Consider the following 26,234-nt stretch of genomic DNA (forward strand, 5'->3'; position numbering starts at 1 on the left):
GCCCCTACAAAATGTGGCGATTGCCACGAACCCCGTCGGCCACGGCCTTTCAGGCATTGGCCCGGGCCGGGATATTTTGGTTTTCGGGGGATTGTTACCAAATCTGCCAAAGGTGTTTATCAAAACCGGGTCTGTTTACCCCTACCCCGCCTCCCTAAAATTCACCTCGCCGACAAGGCAAAGCGATTAACAACGTTACAGCCCCCACGAAGGCCGTTAATCCAGCTCTGAAGTAACAAACCCAAACGATGAAGTTCCACACGCAACCCCAAAAAGGTTGCGTGACCCCACTCGACCTCAAGAAGGTAAATTTCAAATGAAAGCTTTATTGGTTCTGGCCCTCAGCAGTCTGTGCGCAACCGCCATGGCAGACGAGGTCCCGACTGATGTCGCACAGCAACAACCAGCCATCGAGGAATACACTTACTCCACTCACCTGGACATCGCCAAAGTTGTCTCCATGAGCGAAGTTCCAAATGTCTGCGAAGTAGTACCGATGAAAATGGAATACGACGACTCCACCGGCCAGCGCCACATCCTGCGTTACAGCGTGATGGGTAACGGCTGCACCAATTGATGGTTTGAGACTGCACCGAATCGGATCGCTCAGCGCAACATCGAGGGTCGATTCCAGCCCGGCTTCGGTCGGGCTCAGTTGTGTTTGAAGTGACGTAAAAGGGTTGCAAAACACAAGATATAGTGAAAAACGCGGTTTTTTGCTCGTTTTTTGAGCAATCAATCACACGCCAAAAAATTAATGAAAAAAAATTCTCCGGGGACAATCCCGGCGAAAGCCCTGTAAACCCTCGCTCCGATCGAAATCACCCTCCCGCTCGACCGCCCTGCGCTGTTTCGCCCTCCCCCACGCCGGTGTTTTTTTCCCTATAATGCCGCCCAATCGGGTCAGCAATATTCCCTTACAGGGATCAAAGCCATTCTGAAGCCCCGCAGCAGCGACAACGCTGACCTGCGCCCGTCAGAGGCTCTCGGAAACCCGTAAAAATTTTCTGTTTATTGCCTGCGTTGTACCGCTGCAAAAAACGACATCCAACGCGGCCTGTACGGCCGTGTGAAAAACCAACCAATCAGTTTTCACACGGGCACAGGCCCTCACGCAGGAGACGACACGTCATGCTGAGCTGGGACGAATTCGACAAAGAAGACAGTGAAGTAGCAGCAGTGAAAGGCGCCAACGCCGGCCACGCTAGCGAAGCCAACATGGACCGCCTCGACAGCGCCGGCGGTGCCGCCGCCCTCGAAGCCCGCGCCGTGACCGCCGAAGACTCGGCCGCCGTGGCCCGCGCCAAGGCTGCACTGGATTCCCTCGACGTCGCCGAAGGCCTCGCCGAACTCGAAGGCTCCGCCGCCCGTGTCGCCGTTGACGAAAAGCGCATGATCAACTGCCGCGCCGACCTCAACCAGCTCGTGCCATTCAAGTACGACTGGGCCTGGCAGAAATACCTCGACGGCTGCGCAAACCACTGGATGCCGCAAGAAGTCAACATGACCGCCGACATCGCCCTCTGGAAAAACCCGGAAGGCCTGACCGACGACGAGCGCCGCATCGTGATGCGCAACCTCGGCTTCTTCTCCACCGCCGACTCCCTGGTTGCCAACAACCTGGCCCTGGCCGTGTACCGCCTGATCACCAACCCGGAATGCCGCCAGTACATCCTGCGCCAGGCGTTCGAAGAGGCGATCCACACCCACGCCTACCAGTACTGCATCGAATCGCTGGGCATGGATGAAGGCGAGATCTTCAACATGTACCACGAGATCCCGTCGGTCGCGAAAAAAGCCGCCTGGGGCCTGAAATACACCCGCGCCATCTCCGACCCTGAATTCAACACCGGCACCGTAGAGACCGACAAAGAACTGCTGCGCAACCTGATCGCCTACTACTGCGTTCTGGAAGGCATCTTCTTCTACTGCGGCTTCACCCAGATCCTCTCCATGGGCCGTCGCAACAAAATGACCGGCGTCGCCGAGCAGTTCCAGTACATCCTGCGCGACGAATCCATGCACCTGAACTTCGGCATCGACGTGATCAACCAGATCAAAATCGAAAACCCACACCTGTGGGACGCCGAAATGAAGGAAGAAGCCTCGCAGATGATCCTGCAGGGCACCCAGCTGGAAATCGAATACGCGCGTGACACCATGCCTCGCGGTGTGTTGGGTATGAATGCTGCGATGATGGAGGACTACCTGAAGTTCATCGCTAACCGTCGTCTGTCGCAGATCGGTTTGAAGGAAGAGTATCCAGGGACCACTAACCCGTTCCCTTGGATGAGCGAGATCATGGACTTGAAGAAAGAGAAGAATTTCTTTGAGACTCGTGTGATCGAATACCAAACTGGTGGTGCGTTGAGCTGGGATTGATAGTCTCGCTCGCCACGATTTGATGACTGCTGCTTGAGTCGTCGAATTGAGAAAGCAAAAAGCCCCGATTTGATCGGGGCTTTTTTATGAGCGGCTGGTTGTCCTTTTCCATCCCTACGTTGCAGCGCTCAATCTCCTACAGCACTTACAGCCGCTTCGCATTGAAGCCAACTGCAAGCACCTCTAAGCTCAATTGCAGGTGCCTAAGAAACACCCAACGTAGATAGCTTGATCAGTCACACAGACGCACATGCCGTCAGTGGAGCTGCCTCGCTCGTTGGGATTTCTTAAGTCCACTCTACGTTGGGGCCAGGCCCTCCAAAAATCTAAACGTAGAGGTAATGGATATGCCCGATCCTTTTTCTGTAACTGTCTTCTCGCGTCACAACCTCGCTCTACATGCCCTTCTACTCGAAAACCAAACGTGGTTCTGCGCCCGCGATGTCGGCCGCTTGATGGGTGTCCATCTGTGCGAACGAATGGTCAATAAGCTAGACAAGGATCAGCGTCGCGTTTTGTGGATTGAGTATTTTCGGCAACCTGAAAAGCAGCTGATGCTCAGTGAGTCCGGTGTGTATGCGCTGCTGGTGTACCACTACGTTCCGGGGAACCGGTTGTTGCGAGAGTGGTTGACTCTGCAGGTGGTGCCGGCCTTGCGTGATGCAGAACACTCGGGACATTCAGATCGGCCGAAGTTGAGTTTGTTGGATTGGCCGGAGATGTCATTGAGCCTGCTACATTGGCAGGATGAGGGCTGGATTCGACTGCGGGATATGCCTTACCTGTTGAATGATCAACCCCGGACGGTGCTCAAGCCTTGGTGGCGGAGGATTGCGCAGATGTTTCAATCCTTGAAGCACTCAATCGGATAGAGGTCTGTTTGTAGGAGCGCGCAAGATTCGTCGCAATCTTATGTAGGAATTTTCGTAGACAGCAGTGATGGCCACTCAGTATCGTCCGAGGGTGTTCAACCCTCGGCGATTGTATGGATACGAAAAAGAGCGACAGCGATTGGAGTGACGTAGAGATTCAGGCTGCGGTCGATGCCTACCTCATGATGCTGACACGTGAGAAGAATGGCCAGAAATACGTCAAGACTGAGGAAAATCGAATTCTACGGGAGGGCCCATTAGCTGGTCGAACTAAGGGTTCCGTCGAGTTTCGGATGCAGAACATCTCCACCGTTCTGGTTGAACTGGGTCAAGAGCGTATTGATGGGTACAAACCTGCCAAGAATGTTGGGGCGAATATAGCGCGCAGTATTCGTAAAGCCCTTGATGCTTCCAGCGTATTAACACCTGGAGATTCTGTCCCTACGGCAGACGAAACAATCCTGGAGCAACGAGCAGCCAAATTTGAGCGGCAGCAATTCCTGCATATCCCAAAAGGGATAAAGAATCCAATACAGGCAGAATCCACCAGAAGGATTTACTTTCGCGATCCTGAGCTGAGGGGTTGGGTTCGCCAGCAAGCTGAAGGCAAATGTGAAGGATGTGGTAACCCAGCGCCATTTAAGAAAGATGGACGACCTTTTCTTGAGGTGCATCACGTTAAGCATTTAGCACAAGGCGGTTCAGACCTTCCATCCAATGTTGTGGCTCTGTGCCCAAACTGTCATCAGCGCTGCCATCACTCTAATGATAGAGATGAGTTCACCTTGTCACTGTACAAAAAAATTAATCGATTAGTTACCGAAAACCCGCTACAACAAGGACCTTATGACTATGAGACTAGAACCAGAACATAAAAACTGAATCGCGACCTCTACTACACCCCGAGCTTTTTTCTGTAAAAAACCAAAGCAACAATTATAAAACTCACAAAATCTAAAAAGGACTTTAAATATGAATACCTCAAATGACCTACCAGAATTTTTATTAGATTACGGGTCTTTGTACAGTCACTTGCAAGGCCAAATGGAAGGTTTGAACACCGTTCAAATAGGCGACAAGTTTGCTACATTAGCAGAGCATTTGATTCCACACACAGAGTCCGGGCAAGACTTTGAGCGCTCTACGAAGTCAAAGCGAAGCTGGGACAAAGGAGTAGATATCAGCTTTAAACACAGAACAGAAGCAGACATAGAACTACGCGCCCAAGTTAAATACACCATATCCAGCGTCGATGACATCGACCTAATAATAAGTAAATTTCGCGACTATGAAAACACCACAAAAAACAGCAAGCAGGGCGAGCTAAATTTCAATTCAGAGCAAAAAAACCAAGAAATTCAAAACAACTACTTAATAATAACTGCATCAAAAATAGCGAACATAATATCAAGATACGAAAAAACGCAAAGACCATCCGTAGAATTTTACAAGCAGTTAGTCTCCGACAGCCGCTTTCAGTATATTGACGGGGAGGAAATCCTTAAGGTTTTCCAGTCGGTTTATAGAAGCGCTTACATACGACCTCACACCATCCAAGTAAATTTAGAAAAACCCTTCATACAACTTGAAAACGTCTATATCGGCATTATCCCCTGCCATGAATTAAGAAGGGTTTACTTGGAAACAGGCGATTCAATTTTTTTTGAGAACATTCGTGAATGGCTGGGATTTCAAGGGAACAAAGTAAAGTCCGGAGGTCGAAGAGAAACAGTAAACGAAGCAATCGCGACAACACTGGAAGACTCACCTGAAAAAATGCTTGAACGTAACAACGGTATAGCATTGAGGGCATCAAAGATCACAGCAGTGTCGGGTTCTACACTTTCGCTACAAGATGCAAGCATTGTAAATGGTTGCCAAACAACCATGAGCATATTTTTTTCCAATCCGAAATCAGGCCACGTTTTAGCAAAGTTCGTAGAGACCAATGACTCTTGGGAAATTGCAAAATCTGCAAACTTTCAAACCCCAATTGAACGAGTTGAGTTAGAGCTTGCCAGATATCTTAGGCCCCAACTGGTTCGCGTCGTTGGAGCAGAAACCAGCTATAAGGTCGGCAACACAAACGAACTCCATAACAAATCTGCTTTTTCCATATTAGACCAAATCTACAAAGATGAAGTTTGCTATGACGAGCTAAAATCCATTTTCATCGGACTATTCTCAAGAAGCGCCAACAATGCTATCTCTGCAAACTATACCGAGCTTAGAATAGATCTTTTAAAAAGTTTCGAGGACGACCCCGATAAAAACACCCTATTAGAATCGCTATTCCTGCTTCACAGCAGATCGGCTGCTGCCATGGAATCTCTAAAAGAAGGACTCTTAAAACCCGAAATAATGGATCTATTCAAACGTTTTTGGAAAGAAGACAAACCGTCTTATCGCGGTTTCGTCTCCCTCCTCGCGATATTTAGCTCAATCAACATTCAAAATAATAAATTTGACAACTACCAAATACTAAAATCATCAATCATATATCTTTCCCATCAGATCGAATCAACTCCAGAAATATTTCTCGAAACCTACATAAAAGCTTTCAAATGCATTGCAATTGACGTTCTAAAATCTGGAGAAGACAAAGACAAAATGCTACAAAGCATGTACAGGCACATTGGCTCAATTAACTTTGACAATGCGCTTATGGCAATTTCACTGCTTTGAAAACTACAAGTAGAAGATAACCATGAAATTCGACCTCGCCTACTGCCTCAGCCTCGACGACAAGTTGTCGATCTATGACGTTCGCGATCTCAATTTCGATGAGACGGTGGCGTTCGATTCCGCGAAGGAGCATTTCCAGTGCCCCAACGACGCCTGTCGTTCGGCGTTCGATGCTTCCAACGAGTTGGGTACGTTCAACGCCAAGAACGTGAATTACGTGCGCACGCCGCACTTCAAGAATCTGCCCGGTACGCAGCATGTGGCGGGTTGTCCGTATGTGAGTTTGAAGACGTCGGCGTCGGGGGTTGAGGCGGCGGATGGGGAATTGGATGACGGGCGGGAGGAGCATTTCCCGTCGGAGTTGTTGCTGACGCGCCGTGAGTATGTGCGTAAGCCTGCCGCGCCTGCGGTGGCGGCGGATATGTTGCGGGATGATCCGGTGCGGGTGGCGACTGCCGCCTCAAAAGAATCGCCGAGTCGTGAGACGGCGCCGGACAAGACCAGTGTCTTTGCACACCCCGTAGAGTGTTTTGTGTCGAACTTCGCGGACAAGGATTTGCTCAAGCGTATGCCGTTGAAGATTGGCGAGCATACGGCGCCGTACAGTTCGTTCTTCAAGAAGATCGAGTACTTGATGGACAACAAGGGGCTGATTTACTGGGGCCGGATCAAGAAGATCGAGGACTTCCACAGCGCCAGTTTCCGGATCGATTTCGAGGACAAGGTCTGGTTCAAGAAGCCGGATGACAGCAAGAAGAAGCCTTATCCGGTCAGTGTCTATCTCAACAAAAAGCTGATCGACAACTACCGCAAGCGCAAGGCGTTTCTGGAAGAGATCAAGCACGCGATCGACAGTGACAAGGAGTTGTTCTGCTTCTTCTATGGTGTGACGCCGGAGTTGAAACAGGTGCCGGGCAAGAAGAACCCCGAAAAGCCTTTCGAGGTCTTCAATGCCAATATTGAGAACCTGGATCACTTCATCATTCGTGAAGCGCCGGGGCTGGCGTGAAGGTTAGCCCTGGGGCAGTTGCAGTTGGACGGCGCCGGGGTGTTGTTTGATGAGGGAGTACGGCAGGACTGACCAGTCCGGCGCATCGCAGGCGCGGGCGACGCGAGCGAAGTAGGCGCCCAGGTACAGGCCTTTCGGGGTGAAGTGCCAGGACGGATAGCCCCAGATGCTTTCATCGGTGTAGTCGCAACTGTCCTCATCGCCCTCCGCCGGTTTCTTCATTTCATCTGGGTAGAGCGCGGTGAGTTGTTTGATCAGCCACGGCACCAGCACTTCGCGCTGGTAAGTCGAGCGCGCTGCACTTTCTTTTTCGTTCAGCGGCTGATCGCCCAGGCTGTCGCGCTCGGCGTGCAGCAAAGGTTTGCCCTCACCTACCCACAACACATCTTCCAGCGACAACGGATGGCCAGTGTTCACGTCGATATTGAGCGGAGAATCACCGAAGTCCGGATGGGCGCCGCCGCAGTAATAACTGGTCGAAATATTCAGGCTGACCACGGCCGGTGAGATCAGTTGCGGTTGTGCCTGCTGCATGAACTCGACGTTTTCTCCGCCCTGCAACTGGCAGCCGTGATAGCTGATGACCTCGCTCCACAAGCGCCCGAGCAACTGTTGGTTGACCCGTTGCAGGTCATCTTTCGGCAGGCCGGATTCCACGGTAAACAAGGCAATCTTCGACTCGGGCTCCGTCCACCATTGCAGGGTGTAGCCCATGAAATCTTCTTTTTTCGTGGCTTTGAGCTTGAGCCCCTGTAGCCGCAGATATTCGTAAGGTTCGCTGGCGGGCAGCGTGGCGATGAAGGGCAACGTGGTAGAGGTCGGCGCCGCGAGTTTGGCCTCGGAGAGTTGCACCGCAAGTTTTTTGCCCTGAGGGCTTTGCCATTCGCCGTGCCAGCCGTCGGCGGTTTCTTCCAGCTTGAGGGTTGGCAACGGCTTGTCATCGCCGTACCGATTATTGCCCTCGACCAGCGTCAGCGTACTGTCCTGCAACGCGCCGCTCAGGGGCAGATCGCGGTGATACTTCTCGTAAAAGTAACGGCCGGTCACTTCGTCCTGCTGCTGGGTGTTGAGCTCGACCACAATCGGCGTATTGCCCAGCGTGCCGGTGAACACACGTCTGCCGTCGTCAGCCTGAGCGGTGGAAAGCAGTGAAAACAGCGCGGCGGCGTATGGCGCCAGGCGCAACAGTCCCTTGAGCATGGATCGATCCCTGAGTGAATAAGGCTGCGGAGTATGCAGAGGATGCGCGCAGGAATCGAGGTGCTACTTCAGTGTCATGCCCAGCATCACGACGATGAGTAGCGCGATGTACACCCACGCATGCACCCGATCCGGTATCCGCCCGATCCACGGCGTGGCCAGTCGAATCCCCAGCATCGAGCCCAGCGTCAGCACCGCAAACGCCAGCAGATCCACATACCCGATAAACCATGGCCCGAGTTCTGTCTCGCTGAACCCCGCCATCAACATGTAAGTCAGCGTCCCTGCCAGCGCCACGGGCACGCTCAATGGATTGGCCATGGAAGTGGCCTGCGACATGCTCAACCCGCAACGCCGCAATAACGGCACGGTCATGACGCTTCCTCCTACACCGAGAAAGGTTGCGATGGCGCCAATGCCTACACCGCCGCCAGACGTTTCCAGTGTTCCCAATCGACGTGGGATGGCGCCTTCGGACTGCGTAAGAAATCCGCGTCGCAGTAGGCAATCGACAATCGTCACGCCAAGGTAGGCGATGAAGGCATAACGGATGACTTCGCCGCTGACCCACACCGCTGCGATTGCGCCGACGATTGCGCCCAAACCGATGAACCCGCCCAAGGGCCACAGATAATCACGGATGAGGTTGCCGGCGCGGCGGTGTTTGCCGGTGGCGACCAAGGCGTTGACGATCATCACGCAGGTCGAGGTGGCGACGGCGATGTGCATGGCGGATTGGCTGATCGGGTCGTCGGCGCCGTGGCTCGCGGTGAGCATGCGGTACAGCAGTGGCACGACGACGAAGCCGCCGCCGAAGCCGAAGAGCACGGCGGTGACGCCGGTCAGGCAGCCGAAGAGTGTCAGCAGGAGGTAGAACATGGCGTGTCGTCCGTTGTTTGGGAGCGGTCGACGTTAGAGCGGCGGCACTTGGCCTGCTTCAGCAAGTCAGCCAATAATGTTTGCGTTTACGCCAACTTGCCGAGTGCCGCTCGATGCGCAATGTTTCGATCAATCTGCTGGATGACACGCTGCGCCCGGTGGTGGCGATCGGTACGGATTATTCCCACGGCTATCTGCTGCCACGTCATACGCATCGGCGGGCGCAATTGTTGTACGGCGCGACCGGGGTAATGCAGGTCAGCACGCATGACGGCAACTGGGTGGTGCCGCCGCAGCGGGCGGTGTGGATTCCGCCGGGGGTGGCGCATGAGGTGTTGATGCTCGGCGTCAGCACTCGCAGTTTGTATATCGAGCCGGGGGCAGTGGATCTGGGTGAGCGCTGTCAGGTGATCAGTGTGTCACCGCTGATGCGGCACTTGCTGATGGAAGCAGTGGAGCTGCCGCTGACGTATGACTTGGCGGGGCGTGACGACGTGCTGGTCGATTTGTTGCTGCATGAATTGGTGCGCAGTGCACCGCTTCCGTTGCATATCCCGCTGCCGTCTGACGGAAGACTGCTCGAACTGTGTCAGACCTTTCTGCATCAGCCGAATGCCCACCAATCACCTCAGCATTGGGCCGATCAGCTGCACGTAAGCTTACGCACCTTCAACAGACTGTTTCGTCAGCAAACCGGCCTGAGTTTCAGTCAATGGCGCCAGCGCGCCTGCGTGGTATTGGCGCTGGCACGCCTGGCGGCGGGTGAAGCGGTGACGCGGATCGCCCTGGATTTCGGCTATGACAGCCCGGCGGCGTTCTCGACGATGTTCCGCCGGATCCTCGGTCAGGCACCGTCCGTCTGGTTGGAGGCGGCGAACTAGGGCAAATCAAAAAATGCGTTTGATCCCGGCCGAAAACAACTGTACAAAAACACAGTACATTTTCCATCAGCACTCTCGAGCCCGGAGCACACCATGGCCTCTTCAGCGATGAACCTCATCCTCGAACGTATCGCCCTTTTCCAGTTCACCCCGACCCATTGCGCCCAGGCCCGAGGGATGTTGGGCTGGAGCATTGAACAGTTGTCGCGGGAGGCCAAGGTTTCAGTAGACGACATTCAGCGGTTTGAAGCGCAACAGGACGTGGCGGATGAGGTGCGGCTGGCGTTGACCTATCGGTTTGAGGCGCAGGGGTTGGTGTTCTTTCCGGGGTTTGCGCCGGGGCGTTCGACAAGCAATGGTTCGACAGCCGAATCAGTGCGTGGGGATTATGCGATGGCGGAGTGATTGGGTTCGCCTCATGGAGGCGAACCTGCATCCGTGAGTCAGGCTCCTTGCACCACCGCCTCATTCTCCCCTTCAACCGCCAACCACCACGCACTTCCGCGTTGGGGTTGTGCCAGGTTGAACGCCTCGCCCATTTGCGGCGTGGTAATGGAAACGCTGCGCTCCCAGGCCAGTGCAAGAATGCGATCAAACGGTTCATGCCACGCATGCATCGCCAGGTCGAACGTGCCGTTATGGATCGGGAATAACCAGCGTCCCTTGAGGTCGATGTGGGCTTGCAGGGTTTCTTCAGGTTGCATGTGCACGTAAGGCCACTCGACGTTGTAGGCACCCGTCTCCATCAAGGTCAGATCGAAGGGGCCGTACTGTTCGCCGATGCGTTTAAAACCGTCGAAGTAACCGCTGTCCCCGCTGAAGAAAATCCGCGTGTCGCCGTCGATGATTACCCATGAAGCCCACAGGGTCTGGTTGCCATCGAACAGGCCACGTCCGGAGAAGTGCTGCGACGGGGTGGCGATGAAACGGATGCCGGCGACTTCGGTGCCCTCCCACCAGTCGAACTGGCGGATTTTGCTGGCATCGATGCCCCATTTGATCAGGGTGTCGCCGACGCCTAGCGGTGTCAGGAACACGTTGACCTTGTCCGCCAGTTTTAACACCGCTTCGTAGTCGAGGTGATCGTAGTGGTTGTGCGACAGGATCACCGCTTCGATCGGTGGCAACTCGTCGATGCTGATCGGAGGCTGGTGGAAGCGTTTCGGGCCGGCCCATTGCACCGGGGAGGCGCGCTCGGCGAACACCGGGTCGGTGATCCAGAACTTGTCTTGCAGTTTGAGCAGCAGGGTCGAGTGACCGAGGCGATAAACACTGTGGTTGGGCGCCGCTATCAGGTCCGCGCGGGTCAGTGGCTGCACCGGAATGGCCGCCGCCGGCCGGGTGTTGCGCGGTTTGTGGAAGATCATGTTCCACATGATGCGCAGCATCTTGCGCACACCTTCGCGCTGCACCGGCGCGTGGTTGCGGAATACGCCTTCGGCCTGACGCGAAGGTTCAGGGGTTTGACTGCCCGCAGAAGCAATGGATTTGGCCATGACTGAATGACTCCGGAAACACCGCGCAATTCACGGCTTTCCACGGTGGGACGATAAATGGCCAAGGCACGCACGCATCAGCCGGACATCTGGTTTTAGGTTGCACCGATTAACGCAACATTACACTGATCGGTGTAGTTTCTAGGTTGCATCAAACCCGATGACAAGTAAACTGCCGAGTGTAATTTCACCCTTTTCCTGCCGAATCGAATTTATGACAGCTCCCCAGCGCCTCACCGACCGTAAACGCGAAGCCATCATCCAGGCCGCGATCGCCGAATTCCGTACCAACGGTTTCGAGGTCACCAGCATGGACAAGATTGCGGCCACGGCCGGGGTGTCGAAGCGCACGGTGTACAACCATTTTCCGAGCAAGGAAGAGCTGTTCGCCGAAATTCTCAACCAGTTGTGGGCACGGATCAGCACCGAGCAAGCCGTGTCGTACCAGCCCGATCAGCCTTTGCGCGATCAATTGCGAACGATGCTGCTGGCCAAACTGCAGATGATGGCGGACGACAATTTCATGAATCTGGCCCGTGTCGCTATCGCGGCCGCGATCCACTCGCCGGAGCGCGCACAGAACATGGTGGCGCGCATGGGCGAACGTGAAGAAAGCGTGACGGTGTGGATTCGCGCGGCCCAAGCGGACGGTCGGCTGAAACCGGTCGATCCGGAGTTCGCCGCGCATCAGGTGCAGGGGCTGCTGAAGACGTTTGCCTTCTGGCCGCAGATCTCCATGGGCCAGCCCTCGCTCGACAGCGCCACGCAAAATGCCGTGGTCGATTCTGCACTCGATATGTTTCTGGCCTGCTATCAGCTCTAGACAAGGCCTGCGCCACGGTAAATGGCTCACAAGGACACTGAATTTTCCCGCTGGAATAAATGACAATGTCTGTCATTGGCCGATGAACGGTCTGTCTGAAGTATTACACTGCAAAGTGTTTCAGAATGAATCTGGCGCAGAACATCATGGAAAACCAACGCGGCAAAGGCTTGTCATTCGCCAGGCGCATTTATTTGCCACGGGCCATCGGATTGGGCATCGGTTTTTTCAGTGTCGGTGCCGCGCTGTATCCGTTGAACATGCCGGGCTGGCTCTGGGCGCTGTTGCTGTTCAACGGTTTTCTCTGGCCGCACGTGGCCTATCAATGCTCGACCCGCTCGGCTTTCCCCTATCGCGCCGAACGCCGCAACCTGCTCTATGACTCGGTGTGCGGCGGTTTCTGGACCGCGTGTTTCCAGTTCAATCCGCTGACCACCGTGACCATCCTGTCGATGATGACCATGAACAACGTGGCCGCCGGCGGCCAGCGTCTGTTCCTGCTCGGCGCCCTCGCGCAGGTAATCGGCGTGGTGCTGGGCTGGTCGGTGTTCGGCGTCCATTTCACCCTGACGGCCACGCAGACTCAGGTCTGGGCCTGCCTGCCGATGCTGACCCTTTATCCGCTTGCGCTGGGCATGGTCTGTTACCGGTTGGCGATCAAACTCGCCGAACACAAACGCACCTTGAGCGCCCTGAGCCGTACCGACAGCCTGACCGGCCTGCTCAATCACGGCGCCTGGAAAGATCTGCTGCACCTCAAGTTCCAGCAGTGCCGGCAGCACAATTCCCAAGCCATTCTGGCGCTGATCGACATCGATCATTTCAAGTCGATCAACGACAGTTACGGACACATCGTCGGCGATGCGGTGCTGCGGCAATTGAGTCGCGAGCTGAAATTCGTACTCGACGAAAGCGAGCTGGCCGGGCGTTACGGCGGCGACGAATTCTGCGTGATCCTGCCGAACCTGCCACTGAACAAGGCCGAAGCGCTGATGGAGCAACTGCGTGAAGGAATGGATCGATACCGCCATCCCGACGTCCCCGAACTGCGCGTCAGCCTGAGTATCGGCCTTGCGCGTTATCAATCCGTCTACGCCGACGCCCTCGAGTGGTTCGACGATTCCGACAAGGCGCTGTACAGCGCCAAACACGGGGGACGTAACACGATCAGCGTGGCATTGAGCCGCTCCACCGCCTGAAAAAACTTGTACAAACTAGGAAAATATCGATTTCTTGTACAACTTTATAAAGTTTTGTATAAGTGAATCCGCCAGCCGGGATGCTGGCACACTGCTGCTAATCATCAGCACGTCCGGTTAGCCGGCGCGGGAACAGGGACCCAACCTCCAGCCCTATTTCCAGAGTGCCGCCAGCATGCTTTTCAACCGCCACAAGTCCACCCTCGACGCTCTCCAGAACACCATTACCGAACAGGCCGGCCTGCTGGAAGCGATCAACCGCTCCATGGCGGTGATCGAATTCGATCTCGACGGCGTCGTGCTACGCGCCAACGACAACTTCCTGAACACCATGGGCTACAAGACCGAACAAGTAATCGGTCAGCCCCATCGCCGCTTCTGCCCGCCCGAGATTGCCCGCAGCAGCCAATACACCGAGTTGTGGTCGAAGCTGAAAAACGGTCTGTTCCAGTCCGGCACTTTTGAACGGCTCAATAGCCAGGGCCGGCCAGTCTGGCTGGAAGCCAGCTATAACCCGATCAAGGATGCATCTGGACGCGTGGTAAAAGTGGTCAAGTACGCCATGGACGTCACCGCCAAAGTCCAGCAGGAAAGTGAAGCCAACGCCAAGTTGCAGGCCATCGACCGCGCTATGGCGGTGATTGAATTCGACCTCGACGGCAATATTCTCACGGCCAATCAGAATTTTCTGACGCGCATGGGTTACACACTCGCCGAGCTGAAGGGCAAGCATCATCGGCTGTTCTGCCCGGCGGACCTGGTCAACAGCAGCGACTATCAGGACTTCTGGCGCCGATTGAATCAGGGCGAGTTTTTCCAGGGTCAATTCGAACGCATCGACAAACGCGGTCAGACCGTGTGGCTCGAAGCCAACTACAACCCTGTCTATGACGCTGCTGGCCGATTGTGCAAAGTGGTGAAGTTCGCTTCGGACGTCACCGCCCGCGTCGAGCAACACGAGCAGGATGCACGCAGCGCCAGCGCCGCCTATCACATCTCCGTCGCCACCCGAAAAGTCGCCGAGCAAGGTACGCAAGTGATTCAACAAGCGGCCAGTGAAATGCGCGACATCGCCGACGACATTGCCGAATCCTCGACCTTGATCGCACAACTGGGCGAGCGCTCCGAACAGATCACCGCCATCGTCAACACCATCCGCGCGATTGCCGACCAGACCAACCTGCTGGCCCTGAACGCCGCCATCGAAGCCGCCCGTGCCGGCGAGCAGGGTCGTGGCTTTGCCGTGGTAGCCGATGAAGTACGGCAGCTGGCGGCGCGCACCAGCGGCTCGACGGCAGAGATTTCCAACATGATCGGCCTGATCCAGAGTGAAACCCGTCAGGCGATCAAGAGCATGGAAGGCACCCGTGGTCGCGCGGCGCAGGGTGTCGAACTGGCGGATCAGGCCGGTACGGTGATTTTGCAGATCCGGGACGGCGCCAGCGAAGCGGTAGAAGCCGTGAGCATGTTCGCCAACGACCGGGCGCCGGGTTAAACACGACTAAGGCAACCGCAGCGCCCGCCCCAGTTCATCGAACAACGTGACCACCGAGCGCAATGCGCGGCAGTCCGGGCGGGTCAGCAGCCACAGCGCGGTGTCGTAACCATGCAAGGGTTCGCTCAAGGCCTGCAGCCCTTCGTTGATGAGAAAGTCCGGCAAAGCCGCCACGCCCAGTCCGGCGCGGACCAACTCCGTCACTGACAGCATGCTGTTGCAGCGATAACTCGGCGTCACACCCGGCAACTGCTGACGGCGCCAGGCGACGGTCGGGTGATCGGGCAGAAAGTCGTCCGGGGCGATCCACGTCAGCGCTGCCAGATCGGCCGCTTCAACATTTTGTAGATAACGCTGACTGGCGCAGACCCGGTAGGAAATCTTCGCCAGCTCCCGTCCGACCAGATGCTCTGGCGGTGTACGCGTCAGGCGCAGGGCGATGTCGGCATCGCGGCGGCTGAGGTTGGCGAAATCGTTGGAGGTGCTCAGCTCGATGGTCAGCGCCGGATAGTTCGGCATGAACTGCGCCAGCGCCGGCAACAGCAGACCTTGCAGCACCGAGTCGGTACAAGTCAGGCGCACCGTGCCGCTGACCACTTCGCCGCCCTGCTCCACTCCGATTCGCGCCGCTTCCAAAGCTTGCTCGGCGCGTTCGGCCTGCTCGGCCAGGGTTTGCGCGAGGCTGGTGGGCAAATAACCGGCGCGGCTTTTTTCGAACAGTTGCTGGCCGAGCGATGCTTCCAGTCGGCGCACGGCGCGAAACACCGTCGACACATCGACCTTCAACAGCTGCGCGGCCCGGGCCAGAGAGCCGCCGCGCACTAAAGCGAGGATCAGGGCCAGATCCGGGAAATCCAGTTGGTATTGCGTGGCTGCATTGATCACTTGGGCAAACGCCAATTCAGAGTGCGTGAACGCCAATCTATAGTGAGCTTCATCCCTCAACAAGCACAGCGAGTACTCATGGAATCCAGAGCCCTGCGCATCGCCCTGATCGGTGATTTCGATCCGCAAGTCACTGCCCACCAGGCCATCCCGGTCGCCCTCGGAATGACGGCGGAACACCTTCGCCGCCCGGTCGATTTCGAATGGTTGGCCACCGACCGAATCCTGCCCGAGACGCCGCTGGAACATTTCGACGGCTTCTGGTGTGTACCGGCCAGCCCCTATAAAAGCGAAGACGGCGCCCTGCGAGCCATCCGCTTTGCCCGCGAGCAGCAGCGCCCTTTCCTCGGCACCTGCGGCGGTTTTCAGCATGCGGTGCTGGAGTTTTCCCGCCACGTGCTGGGCTGGGCCGATGCCGAGCATGGCGAAACTTCACCTGACTCGAGCCGCGCAGTGCTCACACCGCTGACCTGCTCGCTGGTGGAAGCGGTGGACAGCATCCGTCTGGTGCCCGATTCGTTGATCGCCAAGGCGTATGAAACGTCGGAGATTCGTGAAGGCTATCGCTGCCGCTACGGTGTGAATCCGCAATTCGAACGGGAGTTGCTGACCCATGAACTACACGCCGTGGGGCACGATTCGGCAGGCGATCTGCGTGCCATCGAACTGAAAAACCATGTGTTCTTTGTCGCCACACTGTTCCAGCTGGAACGCGCAGCGCTCAAGGGGAACTTGCCACCGTTGGTGCGGGCATTTGTTGAAGCCTGCACGGAGCAATGTCGATGAAACCGAACACTGAGTGTTTCGCCGTGATCTTCACTTCGACCCGCACCGAAGGCGACAACGGCTATGCCGAGGCCTCCGAGCGCATGATGCAACTGGTGGCCGAGCAACCGGGGTTTCTCGGCATCGATTCGATCCGGGGCGCGGACGGGGTGGGGATTACGGTTTCGTACTGGGAGAGTGAGGCGGCGATTCTCGCCTGGCGCGAGCATCCGGAGCACCGGGTGATTCAGGCGCGCGGGCGGGCCGAGTGGTATTCGGCGTTTCAGACGCGGGTGTGTCGGGTGGAGCGGGAGTATCGGTTCGGCCGGTGAGTATTGGGTGTACTCGCTGACCTCATCGCGAGCAAGCTCGCTCCCACAGGTACCGTGTGATCTTGAGAACAGCGCAGTACCCTGTGGGAGCGGGCTTGCCCGCGAAGGGGCCGGAACAGTCGCTGCAGAACCTCAGCCCTTCACCAGACTACGCACCGCCTCAATCTCCGGCACTTCGCGTTTATTCATATAAACGCGCAACGGCTCGGTGATGTTGATCCGGTCATCGATGTTCTGGTCCAGCAGCAACTGGATCAGCTCACGCTTGAGGGTCATGGTCTGCTCTGTGGCCGGTGCCCAGACGAATTCGCTGCACGGAATGATGCCGTCATCGGCCACGTCCATGCCGAACGAATCCTCACTGAAGCGCACGATGTACTGGCCGGTCTTGCGGTTGAGGCCGACAAAGCCTTTGAGGTCGTCGGCGGCCTGGCAGATGAGTTGCGATGTGATGCGCATGGTAAACCTCACTAGAGTGATCGAAGGTTTACACGCAGGGCATTGAGGCACACCCTCTGCCGGGGCGGTTGCCGTGGCCAAGCGTACTGCAAACAAACGCACAAAAGTGCGGAAATTTTCGCTTTCAGTACGTTTATGTCGGTCTCGCGATAGCACGTTTTCGTTTGAGTTGCTAAAAGGTACATCTTCGAAAATACCTGCGAAAGGACCTCGACATGCCCGCCACGTTCACCAAAAGCGCACTGCTGCTGAGCCTGATGCTCGGCCTCGGTCAGGCCCAGGCCGCCAGCCAGCCAAACCCGGTTGCGCTCGCTGCCTCTGAGGGCATTCCGCACCCGGCGGTGATCGCCCACCGTGGCGCGTCCTTCGATGCCCCGGAATCCACCGCCGCCTCCTACAAACTGGCGCGCGACCTGGGCGCCGATTACCTGGAAATGGACTTGCAGCGCAGCAAGGACGGCGTGCTGTTCGCCCTGCACGACGACAATCTGCAGCGCACCACCGACGTCGCCACCAAGTTCCCGGAGCGCAAGGACAGCCCGGCCAATGCCTTCACCATGGCCGAACTGAAAACCCTCGACGCCGGCAGCTGGTACAACGCCAAATACCCGGATCGCGCGCGTCCGTCCTACGTCGGTCTGAAGATTCTGACCCTCGACGAAATCATCGACATCGCCCAAGCCAGCCCGCAGCACAAGCCGGGCCTGTACATCGAAACCAAGGAGCCGAAGCTGTTCCCGGGGATCGAGCATGACCTGAAGGAAAAACTCCAGGCCCGCGGCTGGCTGGTTCCGGCGGGCGCCAAACCGGCTAAAAACGTCGCCAGCGTCGGCGAGAGCAACGGCAAGGTGATCCTGCAAACCTTCGAGAAGAGCAGCCTTGAAATGCTGCAAAAGGAAATGCCGCAGGTGCCGAAGATCCTGTTGCTGTGGGTGGGCGAAGGCAGCATTGAGCCGAAATCCAAAGTGACCTTTGCCGAATCCGGCGAGAAGGACAAGAACGCGTTCTACGGCAAGCAAGAGCCGAAATCCGAAGCCGAATTCAAGCAGTGGATCGACTACGCCAAGGCTCAGGGTGCAATCGGCACCGGCCCTTCGGCGAAGCTGACCCACGGCGGCGATCAGAGCTATTCGGATCTGGTGCAGCCATGGATGAACCAGTACACCCACGACAAGGGTCTGCTGGTACACGTCTACACCGTGGATGAGCCGGTGGACTTCGAAAAAGTCATGGCCGCTGGTGTCGACGGCATCTTCACCAACCGCGCCAGCGAGCTGCTGAAATTCTACAAACGCCCGGCCGCCGCCAGTGTGGATCAGGTGTTGAAGAACAACGGTTTCTGATGCAACCGGACACCCCGTGGACAGGCCGCCTCTGGCTGGGGCACGACCATGGCCTGATCCACGGGATGTCGGGGCGCACTGCGCCCCACTCCCACTATGCCCACCAACTGATTCTTGCCCCTGACCGCCAGGTGACTGTGCTGGTCGAGGACAACCCCGTCACCACTTCCCGCCTGCTGATTGCCTCGCAGACCCGGCATGCGATTGTCGAAGCGCCGGATCCTGTGTTCACCGTGTACGCCGAACCGTTACGGTTTGATGCCGAGACATTGCGCGATGCACTGTTCGACATCGAGTGGTCGCTGCCGGCGCTTGATCACGCCATTGGCCAATGCCCGCGTCGCCCTCTGAATGACCCGCGAATCGAACGGGCTCTCGCCAATGTCGATGCTTCGCTGTCGAGTAAAGTTGCCGCCAGCGCCGTGGCCGATTCCGCCCATGTGTCGCTGAGCCAGTTGCAGCGGTTGTTCGTCAGTCAGGTCGGTTTGCCGGTGCGGCGGCTAGTGCTGTGGCGCCGGTTGCGGCTGGCGATGGCGGCGATTCTGGCGGGCCGCCCGGTGACCGAGGCCGCACACGCCGCCGGGTTTGCCGACTCGGCGCACTTCTCCCGCAGCCTGAAAAAACTCTTCGGCGTGACGGCGCGTCAGGCGTTGCAGCACATCGAATTGCGCCTGCTGGACTGACTCAACGTCGCAAACCCTCCGGCACTTTCGGCTCCTTGCCCAGCGCTGCCGGTTCGAACGGATCGAGCAACTGCGCCACGTAGTCACGGGGAAAATCCGGACGACTGCCGATGCCCAGATCGCCCTCGCCGATCCGGTAATCCTGCGTGTAGAAACCAGTGCCCAGCAGCCAGTCCCACAGGGTAAAGAACAGCCCGAAATTGACGTCACCGGCGCGCCCGTACTTCATGTGATGGAACCGGTGCAGCGGCGCCCAGGCGAAGATCCAGCGCAACGGGCCAATACGCATGTCGACGTTCGAATGCTGCAACAACAGCTGGATCGCAATGGCGAATGCCAGCAACACCGCCACTTCGGACGGAATGCCCAACACCAGCAACGGCAACAGCCCCGCCGTCGCTTCCAGCAGTTGATGCAGCGGATGCTTCATCAAACCGTTGAACCCGTAGAGCCGCTCGACGCTGTGATGAATCGCGTGCAGCCGCCACATCCACGGCACGCGATGGCTGGCGTAATGCATCAGGCTCACGCCCGCATCCGCGATGAAAATCGCCAGCAGCACTTGCAGCCACAACGGCCAGTTCGACGGCCACGCACCGTCAATTGCCAGCAGCGCCACCAGCCCCGGCACTGCCAGCAGGCCGACAGCATTCAGCGCTTCGTTGACCAGCGCATGCAGGATGTCGCGACGACGATCACCGGCGGGACGGTTCCAGTTCACTTCATAAGGCAGCAGCCATTCGCCCGCGAACGACACCGCCAGCGCCACAACAAACAGCGGCAACAACCACAGCAGCGAATACCCCGCCAACCCTATTGCGCCACCAATAAATCCAACCCAGAACAACGGCGCGTACAGCCACGAAAAGATGCGTTTCATGTCCACCTCCATTTATCGAAGGCTGAGCATGAAAGTTTGCGCAGAACCGCAATTGAACAAACGACGCAAACCGGTCGGGTGTTTTTAAGGGTGAGTTAAGTTGCGGCGATTAACCTGAACTCACTTAAACGAATCACCCAAAGGAATAACCGATGAAAACCCTGACTGCCCTGTTTACTGCTGCCGCCCTGACCCTCACCGCTGGCCTGGCCCAGGCTGACGTTCGCGTTGACCAGATCCCGCAACTGGTCAAGGAAGGCAAGATCAAGTCGCTGGAGTCGATGAACGAACAAGCGCTGAAACTGCATCCGGGCGCGACCATTACCGACACCGATCTGGATAACCACTTCAATGGTTATGAGTACGAAGTTGAATTGCGTACTGCTGACGGTAAAGAGTTCGATGTGGACTTCGATGCGACCACCGGCAAGGTGCTGACCAATAAGCAAGACACTTGATTGGCCTACCCCCCTGTGGGAGCGAGCTTGCTCGCGATGGCGTCCGGTCGGCCAACCAAGATGTTGACTGAACCGCCGCCATCGCGAGCAAGCTCGCTCCCACATTGTTTTGTGGTGACCTTAAGCCGACGTACTGACCAGCGAACCAGACGTGCTCGAATCCGAATCCTGCAACGCCGCCAACAACGCCGCCGTCGCCGTCTGCAACGAAGCCGACGTCGTAGCAATCTGCGACTGAGCAGCCGCAACATCCGCCGCCTTGGCATCCTGGCTTTCCTGCTTCGCCTGAGCCGCTTGCAGCGCCTTTTGCTCTTCCTGCAACTGCTTCTGCAACTCGGCAATCTGCTTGCGCAGTTCTTTCACGGTGTCCGATTCATCGCTGCTGGAACTGCTGTCCCCCGCCGGTGCCGCCCCACCGCCCGCCGCGACCTTGCTGGTGTCGGCCTTCACGCCGGTGCTGGCCGCCGCGGTGGTCGAGGTGTCGTCACCGGTGTCGGCAATCGAGGTTTTGCTGGTGGGCGTAGTGACGGTCTGATTGATCGAAACAGACGTGATGCTGACCATGGGAAATCTCCAATGCCGGTTATAGATAACCGGGCATCGGCGGCGGTCTGCACGAATTGAGATCGACTGTGTACCGACTCGGTAACCGAACCGGTACACAGTCACTGACCGGTCAGACGCTCAGGCGAGCGGTGACGTCGTTCAGTTGGCCGGACAGACCGTGCAGGTTCTGGCTGGCGCTTTCGGTGCGCTGCACGTTGTCGAGGTTGGTGCTGGCAATCGAGGTGATCTCGGTCAGGTTGCGCGAGATGTCTTCGGCCACCGAGGTCTGCTCTTCAGCCGCCGTGGCGATCTGACGGTTCATGTCGCGAATCGCTTCCACCGCATGGGTGATGCGCTCGAGCATGGCGCCGGCCTGGGTCACTTGCTCGACGCTTTCATCGCTGCGGGTCTGGCCGCTGTCGATGGCTTGGGCCGCGTCCACCGCGCCGGTCTGCACGCTATGGATGATCTGGTTGATCTCGATGATCGACTCCGCCGTACGCTGCGCGAGGTTGCGAACTTCGTCGGCAACCACGGCAAAACCACGCCCGGCTTCACCGGCACGGGCCGCTTCGATGGCGGCGTTGAGCGCCAGCAGGTTGGTCTGCTCGGCGATCCCGCGAATCACTTCCAACACCTTGCCGATGCGACCGCTGTCGGCTTCCAGACGACGGATGACCGTGGCGGTGTTGGCGATTTCGCCGCGCATCTGGGTGATGCTGTGGATGGTGCTCTGCATGACCTTCTCGCCCTGTTGCGCGGACTGGTCGGCATCGTCGGCAGCACGCGCCGCGTCGGCCGCGTGACGGGCGACTTCCTGGGCGGTGGCGGACATTTCGTTCATCGCCGTGGCCACCTGATCGGTGCGGTTGAACTGCTCGTTGGTGCCGCCGGCCATCAGCGTGGCGATGGCGTTCAACTCGCCGCTGGCGCTGTCCAGATCCTTGGCGCTGCGTTGCAGGTGATTGAAGGTTTCGGCGAGGAAATCCCGCAGGGTGTTGGCGGCAGCCGCGAGGTTGCCCAGCTCGTCCTGACGGTCGCTGGCCACGCGCTCGACCAGACGGCCCTTGCTCAACTGGGTGACGTAGTCGATGAGTTTGCGGATCGGCTCGACCAGGTTGCGGTTGACCAGCCACAGGCTGAGCAGACCGATCAACAGTCCGGACGCGAGCATCACCAGCAGCCCCAGCCACACGGTGCGGTCAGCACTGGCGCTGATCTGCGCCGATTGCTCGGTGCCCTGTTTGCGCAGCTCGGCCACCAGTTCGCTCATCTGATCGCTGGCGGCACGGTCGACACCTTTGACGGCGGCGTCGCCAGCAGTCGGATCAGCACCGGCGGCGACGTAGGCATCACGGCCCTTCTGGTACGCAGCGCCGAGCAGACGATGTTCTTCGCGCAGGCGATCAATACGGGTTTTCAGCAAAGGCTCGAGGCCTTTCTGATTGGCCAGCTCACCAAGGATGCCCTGTACATCGCGCTGACGGTCTTCGAACTGGCCCCAGTACTTGGCCAGATCCGACGGTTGCTTGCCGCGCAGCAGAACGTTTTTCCACTCCTGGACCTGCACCTTGAATTGCAGGTTGGCTTCGTCGATCAGTTGCGAGGTGTGCAAGGGGCCGGCGATCAACTGGCTGTAACTCTGCACGCCGTTGGACAGGAAGTGAAAGCAGGCCAGCGCGATCAACAGCATCGCCAGCAGGCTGCCGCTCAGCAGGGCGAGAATTTGCGCTCTCAGGGATTTTTGCAGCATCGCAGGTACTCGGGACAGGGATGAGGCACGTCCGGTAAGACGTGATTTTTTGGCCGGACATCCGTGTCGGCGGACCTTGGCTCTTGGCCGAAGGCGCGCAACCTAACTCATGCGTGATCGGCGTGCCAGAGCCCTTCTTGAGAAAAATCCGACCGCCGGTAACGCGTTGATTTGACGTCATTTTGCTGTCACACAAACGTCATGTGACATTGCGATGATGCGGCTCAGGTGAATCTGCAAATCCCGCGACAGACGCCTCCTCGCAGCGAGCCTTCATGAACCACAGCCTCGATATCAGTCATCGTGATCCTGACCTGTTCGGCCTGCTTTACGGCTTTCGGTTTCGCCCCGGCGAACGCGGGCGCGAGGTGGATTCGGCGACCGCCCTGCGCTGCCTGCAAGACGACAGCGAGGGCGATGAATTTCTCTGGCTGCACCTGAACCTGGCCCACGCCGCGTGCGAGCGCTGGATGAAAAGCCATCTGCAATTGCCCGAAGAGTTTTTCGAAGCACTGCACGAAGGTTCGCGTTCGACCCGCATTGAGCATGTCGATTCGGCGTTGCTGGCGGTGGTCAACGACGTGGTGTTCAACCTCAGCAGCATGGTGTCGTCGGACGTGTCGACGCTGTGGGTCTGCGTGCGCAGCAAACTGATCGTCAGTGCACGTCTGCAACCGTTGCACTCGGTGGACAAGTTGCGTTCATCGGTGAAGTCCGGCGAGTGCTTTCGTTCGCCGCTGGAACTGCTGGTGCACCTGCTGCGCGATCAGGGTGAAGTGCTGACCCAGATCGTGCGCAAGACCAGCATGAGCGTTGATCAGGTCGAAGACGAATTGCTCTCCTCGCGACTCTCGACCAACCGCGCCGAACTCGGCGCCAACCGTCGGGTGCTGGTGCGCCTGCAACGGCTGCTGGCGCTGGAGCCGGGATCGCTGCTGCGCCTGCTCAACCGGCCGCCGCCGTGGTTACAGAAGGAAGACGTGAAGGAGCTGCGCAAGTCCACCGAGGAGTTCGCGCTGATCATCAACGACCTCACCGCCCTCGGCGAGCGGATCAAGCTGTTGCAGGAAGAGATCGCCGCCAACCTCAACGAACAGAGCAACCGCACGCTGTTCACCCTGACCGTGGTGACGGTGCTGGCGTTGCCGATCAACATCATTGCCGGTTTCTTCGGCATGAACGTCGGCGGTGTGCCGCTATCTACCGATCCGGAAGGGTTCTGGATTCTGGTGGCGCTGGTGGCGACGTTCACCGTGATCGCCGGGCGCTGGGCGTTTCGCAAGCGGCGGGATTACTGAAATCTACTCAGCGCCGGCTACGCTCGCACGCTCGTTCCCACGCTCTGCGTGGGAATGCCGCCCGGGACGCTCCGCGTCCCTGTGACGCAGAGCGTCACCTTATGCATTCCCACGCGGAGCGTGGGAACGATCACCGCCTTCAGATCAGCGGTGCGGCTAATCCGCCAAACACTGATCTGTCGCAGCCTCTCTGTAATATTTAGCAACGATCATGGGCAACACTCCTTCCCCCGCTCAGGATTGTCCTCCCATGGCTACTCCCTCCCTGACCGCCAGCCCGGCCCCCGCTGCCAGTGGCAGGCCGGCCCTCGACAAGAAAACCGGCCCGTTCACTTACGTGGTGTTCTTCGCGGTACTGGCGATGGGGATGCTGTTCACCGCCTACAGCCTGATGCACGACATGCACGAACTCGGCACGGTGGTCACCACCTGGACCCCGTTCCTGCTGCTCGGCGTAGCGTTGTTGATCGCACTGGGTTTCGAGTTCGTCAACGGTTTCCACGACACCGCCAACGCCGTGGCCACGGTGATCTACACCCACTCGCTGCCGCCGAATGTGGCCGTGGTGTGGTCGGGATTCTTCAACTTCCTCGGGGTGCTGCTGTCGAGCGGTGCGGTGGCGTTCGGCATCATCGCGCTGCTGCCGGTGGAACTGATTCTGCAGGTCGGTTCGTCCGCCGGTTTCGCGATGATCTTCGCCCTGCTGATCGCGGCGATCCTGTGGAACCTCGGCACCTGGTGGCTGGGCCTGCCGGCCTCGTCGTCGCACACGCTGATCGGTTCGATCATCGGCGTCGGTGTAGCGAATGCGCTGATGCACGGCCGCGACGGCACCAGCGGTGTGGACTGGGCCCAGGCGACCAAGATCGGTTATGCGCTTTTGCTCTCGCCGCTGGTGGGTTTCGGTTGCGCGGCGCTGTTGCTGCTGGCACTGCGCGCGTTCGTGAAGAACCGTTCGCTGTACAAGGCACCGGAAGGCAACACCCCGCCGCCGTGGTGGATTCGCGGTCTGCTGATTCTGACCTGCACCGGCGTGTCCTTCGCCCACGGCTCCAACGACGGCCAGAAAGGCATGGGCCTGATCATGTTGATCCTCGTTGGCACCCTGCCGATGGCTTATGCGCTGAACCGCACCATGCCGGAAGAACAGTCGCTGCAATTCGCCGCCGTCGCCCAAGTGACCCAGCAAGCGCTGGTGAAAAGTGCGCCACTGCCGGCACCGGCCGATCCGCGCGCAGTGCTCTCCGACTACGTGCGCAGCAAGGAAGCCACGCCGCAACTGATCCCGGCCCTCGCCTCCCTGACTGGGCACATCGGTGAAGAAGTCAAAGGCTACGGCTCGCTGGCGAAAGTCCCGGCCGAGGCCATGGGCAACGTGCGCAACGACATGTACCTGGCCAGCGAAACCATTCGCCTGATGGACAAGAACAAGGTCGGCACCTTCGACGCCGACACCAGCAGCAAGCTGCAACTGTTCAAGCAACAGATCGACAACGCCACCCGGTTCATTCCGCTGTGGGTGAAGATCGCGGTGGCGATTGCGTTGGGGCTGGGCACCATGGTCGGCTGGAAACGGATCGTGGTCACGGTCGGCGAGAAGATCGGCAAGACCCACCTGACCTACGCCCAAGGCGCCTCTGCTGAAACCGTGGCGATGCTGACCATCGGCGCCGCCGACATGTTCGGCCTGCCGGTGTCGACCACTCACGTGTTGTCCTCGGGCGTGGCCGGGACCATGGTCGCCAACGGTGGCGGCTTGCAGATGAAGACCATCCGCAATCTGCTGATGGCGTGGGTGCTGACGTTGCCGGCGGCGATTCTGCTGTCGGGCAGTCTGTATTGGTTGTTTACCCAGATCTTCTGATCCAGCCGAATCCCTGTGAGAGCCGTTGCTCCCACAGGGATTTGCGG

Annotated in this window: 25 protein-coding genes and 3 pseudogenes; 19 read left to right on the forward strand and 9 right to left on the reverse strand. The window is 57.9% G+C overall.

The genetic code is table 11. The features are described from left to right. Window positions 1–316 precede the first annotated feature (316 nt). From AC1Q9F_RS10280 to AC1Q9F_RS10305, 6 genes are all read left to right on the forward strand, one after another. Window positions 317–577 carry a DUF2790 domain-containing protein gene (locus AC1Q9F_RS10280; RefSeq protein WP_085709715.1) on the forward strand — a complete coding sequence of 87 codons (261 nt, stop codon included), beginning with the start codon at window positions 317–319 and terminating at the stop codon, window positions 575–577. A gap of 554 nt (window positions 578–1,131) precedes the next feature. Next, window positions 1,132–2,382 carry a ribonucleotide-diphosphate reductase subunit beta gene (locus AC1Q9F_RS10285; RefSeq protein WP_007951068.1) on the forward strand — a complete coding sequence of 417 codons (1,251 nt, stop codon included), beginning with the start codon at window positions 1,132–1,134 and terminating at the stop codon, window positions 2,380–2,382. A 347-nt stretch (window positions 2,383–2,729) separates the two neighbouring features. Continuing rightward, on the forward strand, window positions 2,730–3,254 hold the full coding sequence (locus AC1Q9F_RS10290) for a BRO-N domain-containing protein (RefSeq protein WP_492620022.1): 525 nt from the start codon (window positions 2,730–2,732) through the stop codon (window positions 3,252–3,254). Window positions 3,255–3,367: 113 nt separating this feature from the next. Further along, window positions 3,368–4,129 (forward strand): HNH endonuclease, encoded by a 762-nt coding sequence (locus AC1Q9F_RS10295; RefSeq protein ID WP_492619983.1) that lies wholly within the window; start codon window positions 3,368–3,370, stop codon window positions 4,127–4,129. 97 nt (window positions 4,130–4,226) lie between these two features. Beyond that, a complete protein-coding gene (locus tag AC1Q9F_RS10300) occupies window positions 4,227–5,939 on the forward strand; it encodes an AIPR family protein (protein ID WP_492619982.1) in 1,713 nt (570 codons plus the stop codon). A 22-nt stretch (window positions 5,940–5,961) separates the two neighbouring features. After that, window positions 5,962–6,948 (forward strand): hypothetical protein, encoded by a 987-nt coding sequence (locus AC1Q9F_RS10305; RefSeq protein WP_492619981.1) that lies wholly within the window; start codon window positions 5,962–5,964, stop codon window positions 6,946–6,948. 3 nt (window positions 6,949–6,951) lie between these two features. Here the strand turns inward: AC1Q9F_RS10305 and AC1Q9F_RS10310 are convergent, their stop codons facing one another. Both AC1Q9F_RS10310 and AC1Q9F_RS10315 read right to left on the reverse strand, forming a co-directional pair. Beyond that, entirely contained in the window at window positions 6,952–8,148 is a 1,197-nt protein-coding gene (locus AC1Q9F_RS10310) for a hypothetical protein (RefSeq protein ID WP_492619980.1), read from the reverse strand. A gap of 63 nt (window positions 8,149–8,211) precedes the next feature. After that, window positions 8,212–9,027, reverse strand: coding sequence for a sulfite exporter TauE/SafE family protein (locus AC1Q9F_RS10315; RefSeq protein WP_492619979.1), 816 nt, complete (start codon window positions 9,025–9,027; stop codon window positions 8,212–8,214). 113 nt (window positions 9,028–9,140) lie between these two features. Here AC1Q9F_RS10315 and AC1Q9F_RS10320 point away from each other — a divergent pair, with 113 nt between their 5' ends. Continuing rightward, a complete protein-coding gene (locus AC1Q9F_RS10320; protein ID WP_492619978.1) occupies window positions 9,141–9,908 on the forward strand; it encodes an AraC family transcriptional regulator in 768 nt (255 codons plus the stop codon). 93 nt (window positions 9,909–10,001) lie between these two features. Then, window positions 10,002–10,313 carry a helix-turn-helix domain-containing protein gene (locus tag AC1Q9F_RS10325; RefSeq protein WP_492619977.1) on the forward strand — a complete coding sequence of 104 codons (312 nt, stop codon included), beginning with the start codon at window positions 10,002–10,004 and terminating at the stop codon, window positions 10,311–10,313. Between the two features lie 38 nt (window positions 10,314–10,351). Here the strand turns inward: AC1Q9F_RS10325 and AC1Q9F_RS10330 are convergent, their stop codons facing one another. Then, window positions 10,352–11,404 (reverse strand): MBL fold metallo-hydrolase, encoded by a 1,053-nt coding sequence (locus AC1Q9F_RS10330; RefSeq protein ID WP_492619976.1) that lies wholly within the window; start codon window positions 11,402–11,404, stop codon window positions 10,352–10,354. Window positions 11,405–11,618: 214 nt separating this feature from the next. Between AC1Q9F_RS10330 and AC1Q9F_RS10335 the strand changes: the two genes are divergently transcribed. From AC1Q9F_RS10335 to AC1Q9F_RS10350, 4 genes and pseudogenes are all read left to right on the forward strand, one after another. Then, entirely contained in the window at window positions 11,619–12,227 is a 609-nt protein-coding gene (locus tag AC1Q9F_RS10335) for a TetR/AcrR family transcriptional regulator (RefSeq protein ID WP_207983704.1), read from the forward strand. Between the two features lie 146 nt (window positions 12,228–12,373). Then, the gene (locus AC1Q9F_RS10340) at window positions 12,374–13,426 is read left to right on the forward strand and encodes a diguanylate cyclase (protein WP_492620021.1); all 1,053 of its coding nucleotides are present in this window, start codon (window positions 12,374–12,376) and stop codon (window positions 13,424–13,426) included. A gap of 265 nt (window positions 13,427–13,691) precedes the next feature. Then, window positions 13,692–14,375 (forward strand): annotated as a pseudogene (locus AC1Q9F_RS10345) (PAS domain-containing protein); the annotation flags it as partial. 108 nt (window positions 14,376–14,483) lie between these two features. Beyond that, window positions 14,484–14,921: pseudogene (locus AC1Q9F_RS10350) on the forward strand (methyl-accepting chemotaxis protein); the annotation flags it as partial. A gap of 6 nt (window positions 14,922–14,927) precedes the next feature. Here AC1Q9F_RS10350 and AC1Q9F_RS10355 read toward each other — a convergent pair. Beyond that, window positions 14,928–15,869 carry a LysR family transcriptional regulator gene (locus AC1Q9F_RS10355; RefSeq protein ID WP_492620020.1) on the reverse strand — a complete coding sequence of 314 codons (942 nt, stop codon included), beginning with the start codon at window positions 15,867–15,869 and terminating at the stop codon, window positions 14,928–14,930. Between the two features lie 15 nt (window positions 15,870–15,884). Between AC1Q9F_RS10355 and AC1Q9F_RS10360 the strand changes: the two genes are divergently transcribed. Continuing rightward, window positions 15,885–16,592: a CTP synthase C-terminal region-related (seleno)protein gene (locus AC1Q9F_RS10360; protein ID WP_492619975.1), complete on the forward strand. Its 708-nt coding sequence runs from the start codon at window positions 15,885–15,887 to the stop codon at window positions 16,590–16,592. Beyond that, a complete protein-coding gene (locus tag AC1Q9F_RS10365; RefSeq protein WP_492619974.1) occupies window positions 16,589–16,903 on the forward strand; it encodes an antibiotic biosynthesis monooxygenase family protein in 315 nt (104 codons plus the stop codon). The genes AC1Q9F_RS10360 and AC1Q9F_RS10365 overlap by 4 nt, the downstream gene beginning before the upstream one ends. Before the next feature lie 132 nt (window positions 16,904–17,035). Here the strand turns inward: AC1Q9F_RS10365 and AC1Q9F_RS10370 are convergent, their stop codons facing one another. Then, the gene (locus tag AC1Q9F_RS10370) at window positions 17,036–17,362 is read right to left on the reverse strand and encodes a DUF2025 family protein (protein ID WP_064598843.1); all 327 of its coding nucleotides are present in this window, start codon (window positions 17,360–17,362) and stop codon (window positions 17,036–17,038) included. A 215-nt stretch (window positions 17,363–17,577) separates the two neighbouring features. On the opposite strand from AC1Q9F_RS10370, the gene AC1Q9F_RS10375 reads away from it, so the two are divergent. After that, complete coding sequence (locus AC1Q9F_RS10375; RefSeq protein ID WP_492619973.1) at window positions 17,578–18,705, forward strand: glycerophosphodiester phosphodiesterase; 1,128 nt, start codon at window positions 17,578–17,580, stop codon at window positions 18,703–18,705. Beyond that, the gene (locus AC1Q9F_RS10380) at window positions 18,705–19,388 is read left to right on the forward strand and encodes a helix-turn-helix transcriptional regulator (RefSeq protein ID WP_492619972.1); all 684 of its coding nucleotides are present in this window, start codon (window positions 18,705–18,707) and stop codon (window positions 19,386–19,388) included. The genes AC1Q9F_RS10375 and AC1Q9F_RS10380 overlap by 1 nt, the downstream gene beginning before the upstream one ends. A gap of 1 nt (window position 19,389) precedes the next feature. Here AC1Q9F_RS10380 and AC1Q9F_RS10385 read toward each other — a convergent pair whose 3' ends face one another. Further along, window positions 19,390–20,268 carry a sterol desaturase family protein gene (locus AC1Q9F_RS10385; RefSeq protein ID WP_492619971.1) on the reverse strand — a complete coding sequence of 293 codons (879 nt, stop codon included), beginning with the start codon at window positions 20,266–20,268 and terminating at the stop codon, window positions 19,390–19,392. Window positions 20,269–20,420: 152 nt separating this feature from the next. On the opposite strand from AC1Q9F_RS10385, the gene AC1Q9F_RS10390 reads away from it, so the two are divergent. Then, a complete protein-coding gene (locus AC1Q9F_RS10390) occupies window positions 20,421–20,726 on the forward strand; it encodes a PepSY domain-containing protein (RefSeq protein ID WP_007951089.1) in 306 nt (101 codons plus the stop codon). A gap of 120 nt (window positions 20,727–20,846) precedes the next feature. Here AC1Q9F_RS10390 and AC1Q9F_RS10395 read toward each other — a convergent pair whose 3' ends face one another. From AC1Q9F_RS10395 to AC1Q9F_RS10405, 3 genes and pseudogenes are all read right to left on the reverse strand, one after another. Next, window positions 20,847–21,290 (reverse strand): hypothetical protein, encoded by a 444-nt coding sequence (locus AC1Q9F_RS10395; protein ID WP_085606509.1) that lies wholly within the window; start codon window positions 21,288–21,290, stop codon window positions 20,847–20,849. A gap of 112 nt (window positions 21,291–21,402) precedes the next feature. Further along, on the reverse strand, window positions 21,403–22,170 hold the full coding sequence (locus tag AC1Q9F_RS10400; protein WP_371924007.1) for a methyl-accepting chemotaxis protein: 768 nt from the start codon (window positions 22,168–22,170) through the stop codon (window positions 21,403–21,405). A 165-nt stretch (window positions 22,171–22,335) separates the two neighbouring features. Further along, a pseudogene (locus AC1Q9F_RS10405) lies at window positions 22,336–23,025 on the reverse strand (methyl-accepting chemotaxis protein); the annotation flags it as partial. Window positions 23,026–23,300: 275 nt separating this feature from the next. On the opposite strand from AC1Q9F_RS10405, the gene AC1Q9F_RS10410 reads away from it, so the two are divergent. Together AC1Q9F_RS10410 and AC1Q9F_RS10415 are read left to right on the forward strand one after the other, a co-directional pair. Beyond that, complete coding sequence (locus tag AC1Q9F_RS10410) at window positions 23,301–24,323, forward strand: transporter (protein ID WP_192562112.1); 1,023 nt, start codon at window positions 23,301–23,303, stop codon at window positions 24,321–24,323. Window positions 24,324–24,573: 250 nt separating this feature from the next. Further along, the gene (locus AC1Q9F_RS10415) at window positions 24,574–26,187 is read left to right on the forward strand and encodes an inorganic phosphate transporter (protein ID WP_492619970.1); all 1,614 of its coding nucleotides are present in this window, start codon (window positions 24,574–24,576) and stop codon (window positions 26,185–26,187) included. Window positions 26,188–26,234: the final 47 nt, after the last annotated feature.

This window comes from Pseudomonas sp. GW823-FHT04A03 (genome assembly GCF_058796615.1).